Annotated in this window: 3 protein-coding genes; 2 read left to right on the top strand and 1 reads right to left on the bottom strand. The window is 39.8% G+C overall.

Annotation, left to right across the window (positions count from 1 at the left end):
• On the bottom strand, positions 1-311 hold a 311-nt coding region (locus JWR23_RS03575; RefSeq protein ID WP_299513090.1), incomplete at its 3' end, for a Crp/Fnr family transcriptional regulator.
• Between the two features lie 468 nt (positions 312-779).
• On the opposite strand from JWR23_RS03575, the gene JWR23_RS03580 reads away from it, so the two are divergent.
• Together JWR23_RS03580 and JWR23_RS03585 are read left to right on the top strand one after the other, a co-directional pair.
• On the top strand, positions 780-2,381 hold the full coding sequence (locus JWR23_RS03580; protein ID WP_299513092.1) for an alginate export family protein: 1,602 nt from the start codon (positions 780-782) through the stop codon (positions 2,379-2,381).
• Between the two features lie 21 nt (positions 2,382-2,402).
• On the top strand, positions 2,403-3,549 hold a 1,147-nt coding region (locus JWR23_RS03585; protein WP_299513094.1), incomplete at its 3' end, for a CmpA/NrtA family ABC transporter substrate-binding protein.

Below are 3,549 nucleotides of genomic sequence, written 5' to 3' on the forward strand. Positions count from 1 at the left end.
CTATCGCTCAATGCTGTTGCAGAAATAGGGTAAATATCATTGCTGCCCAATCCGCGGTGACCAAAAACAGCCCCTTTTGAGGCAAATCTTATAATCAACTCTTTTTCCTGTCCCCATCTCTTATGAATTTTAATGTTTCCTTCATAAACAAAATAGATGCCTTTGACCGGGTCTCCCTCGTTAAAAATAACCTCTCCTTTTTTTACTTTAAAGTTGCTTTTGTTAGCAGCGATGGCCGGCTGCCATTCTTTTAAGCAGTTTTGGCACATAAAGCAACTATTTACATCGCATTCATACTTTGATTTTTTCACTTTTTATTTTTTTAGCTTTATATATATATCGTTTAACAGGAGTAAAACCTTGAGTAATTTAATAAAATTAATCTAAAACAATCAAACTTAGGCTGTTTTATGTGATTTTGATCGTATAAAAATTATTTTTATCAAATAATGAATAAGTTTTAGTGAAAATTTATTCATTAAAATTTACAAAATTCATATTTACCCAAAAAAATGATTCGATATTTTTGAAATTTTATCAAAATATTCCCTATTATATGGTTTTAGTCACAAAAATTAGAAATTATTTGGCATTATTTCATTTTTTACATTAAATACAATATATTTATAACAATAAATTGTTTAAAATGAATTAATTAAAAAACGGGTAGCTTATGAAGAAACTCAAAAATCATATGTCATAAAAAACCCCGCCAGGAGGTCGCATTCCGGGCAGGGTAAAAATAGTTTTATCGCTTTAACAACTTAAAAACTTACCAAATGTATAAAAATGTACTTAAACGGCGCAAGCTTTTTACAATAATTGCAATTCTTACCTGCTGCCAGGCCTTAAACACCCAGGCACAGATAACATTAACCGGCCAACTACGCACAAGGGCCGAAAATCGTAATGGATATGGCAACCTTGTTGTCAATGATTCTAAGAACGGCGATTTCATTTCTCAGCGCACCCGGCTAATTTTTGGTTATAAATGGGACAGGCTAACATTTGGTGTTAGCTTACAGGATGTACGTGTTTGGGGGGCCGATGCATCGTCTATCTCAACTACCGACAACCGCCTGCTTTTGCATGAGGCATGGGGCGAGCTTACCCTGGCCAACAAAGCGGACACCACTATTAAGTTTAAACTTTTAGATATGCTTAGCCTTAAAATAGGCAGGCAGGAATTAATTTACGACGATTCGAGGCTGATAGGCAACCTTGATTGGCTGCAACAGGCCCGCCGCCATGATATGGTTTTGTTAAAGGCTGTGCATCACGGCTGGCAAGTTGACCTGGGTTATGCCTACAACCAAAATTCAGACGCGGTTGGCATAACCAATACCGATTATTTGCCTGCTAATGTCCCTGCAATAGTTAAAAACTCATTGGGTACCCTGGTTGCAGTTCCCGCAGGTTTAATTCCTTTGGCCGCGGGTGGAAGCGCGGGCAATAATAGCTCAAAATCAGGAACGCCTGTATTTGCCAATCCGCCAAGCACTAATGGGGCAACACAAGATTATAAGTCATTCACCAGTTTATATATCAGCAAAAAAATAGACCAGACCAAATTTTCTGCGCTATTCTTTAACGATAATTTTGGCAAATACCGCCTTGACTCGGTAGGCAGTGCAGCTACAGGCTATGTTTATGGCCGCCGCTTTGTAAGAACAGGTAGCACAGATACTTATGATTACTCACCGGTACATCGCTACACTTATGGTTTAATGATAAATCACACCATAGGTAATGCTTCCGATTTTGGAAAATTCGCTTTGCAGGCTGCTTATTATCGTCAATCAGGGACTGATCGTGACAATGTTGCCCTTGATGCTTATCATTACACCGTTGCTTTAACCTACCAAAAGGGCAACTTTAGCTTTACACCGGGCTATGATGTGCTTTCGGGAAATAATGCTGTTAGCCCTTCAGGAAAAGATAACCGTTTTGACCCATTATATGGTACCCCTCACAAATTCTGGGGCTATATGGATTATTTCTACGCGGGCAGCGGCTCACCGGCAGGGGGTTTAAATAACCCCTATTTCAAAATCAAATATGCAACAAATATTATTTCCATTGGGCTTGACCTGCACTCATTTTCATTAAATAAGGACATGAAAAAAGCCGATGGAACAGTGATCAATAAAGACCTGGGTAAAGAAGGCGACTTAGTAGTAAGCTATAACATGAACAAGTTTACAAATATTGAATTTGGCTATTCGCTAATGAAAGCTACAGACAGTATGCCATTTGCCAAAGGCCAGGCTACTACTAATGCTGTTGCAGCTACATTTAATAAAACAGCCAACTGGGCCTATATCATGTTCAAGTTTACACCCGACTTTTTTTATACTAAGCCAGTAGCTATTAAACAATAACACACTTAAAAAAATAAGATCATGACTCAACATATAAATCAAAAATCAAAGCTCCTGTTAATCGGTGTATTGCTGCTGATGTTATTTAACACGGTAGCCGGAGCCAACCCGCCAAAAAGGGTGATCAGGTTAGGGTTTATTCCATTAACAGATTGCGCCCCTTTGGTTATAGCCAAAGAAATGGGGTTTTTCGCAAAATACGGCGTAGACGTACAATTATCAAAAGAAGCCTCGTGGGCCGTAGTGCGCGATAAAATATTAAACGGCGAACTGGATGGCGCGCATTGCCTGTTTTCCATGCCATTCTCGGTTTATACAGGCATAGGCGGCAAGGCCGGCTCAGAAATGAGGATAGCCATGACATTGAATAATAACGGGCAGGCCATTACGCTTTCAAAAGATTTTTGCGGCATTGTTGGCTACAATGACCTTAAACGTGTGGCCGCGGCCATTAAAGAGATAAAAACAAAAAAAGAAGTAACTTTTGCCATGACGTTTCCAGGCGGCACGCATGATATATGGTTGCGCAACTGGTTAGCCGCCGCAGGTGTAAGTTCAAAATCGGTAGGTATAATCACTATACCGCCGCCGCAAATGGTGGCTAATATGAAAGTTGATAATATGGAAGGTTTCTGTGTCGGCGAACCGTGGAATGGCGTTGCCGCAACCCAAAACATCGGCTTTACCCACATTGCCAGTCAGGATATATGGAAAAACCATCCCGAAAAAGCGTTGGTGGTAAACAAAGCTTTTGCAGAAACTAATAAGGAAGATCTGAAAAATGTGATGAAAGCCATTATTGAAGCCTGCAAATGGCTCGATGTAATGAGTAACCGCAAAAAAGCAGCCCTATTTTTAAGCCAGCCAAACTATGTAAATGCGCCGGTACAGGTAATTGAGGCCCGTTTAATGGGGTCAACTGATATTGGCTGCGACCTTGGTGTAAAAAAGTATAAGGATGACTATATGTTATTTTATAACAATGGTATGGTTAACACGCCTAAAATAGCATACGGTATATGGTTTATGGCCCAATACATACGTTTTGGGATGATAAGCACAGCGCCTAATTATAAAGACGTGGCCCAAAAGCTTATCCTGTCTGATCTATATGCCGAGGTTGCCAAAAGCATGAATGTACCGGTTCAGGGAGATATGAAACCATTTA

The sequence above is a fragment of the Mucilaginibacter sp. genome (genome assembly GCF_028288205.1).
GTDB lineage: Bacteria > Bacteroidota > Bacteroidia > Sphingobacteriales > Sphingobacteriaceae > Mucilaginibacter.

What these genes read in the sequence shown, in the direction of transcription:
- JWR23_RS03580 (WP_299513092.1), top strand. Translation starts at nt 780, where the DNA reads ATGTATAAAAATGTACTTAAACGGCGCAAGCTTTTTACAATAATTGCA.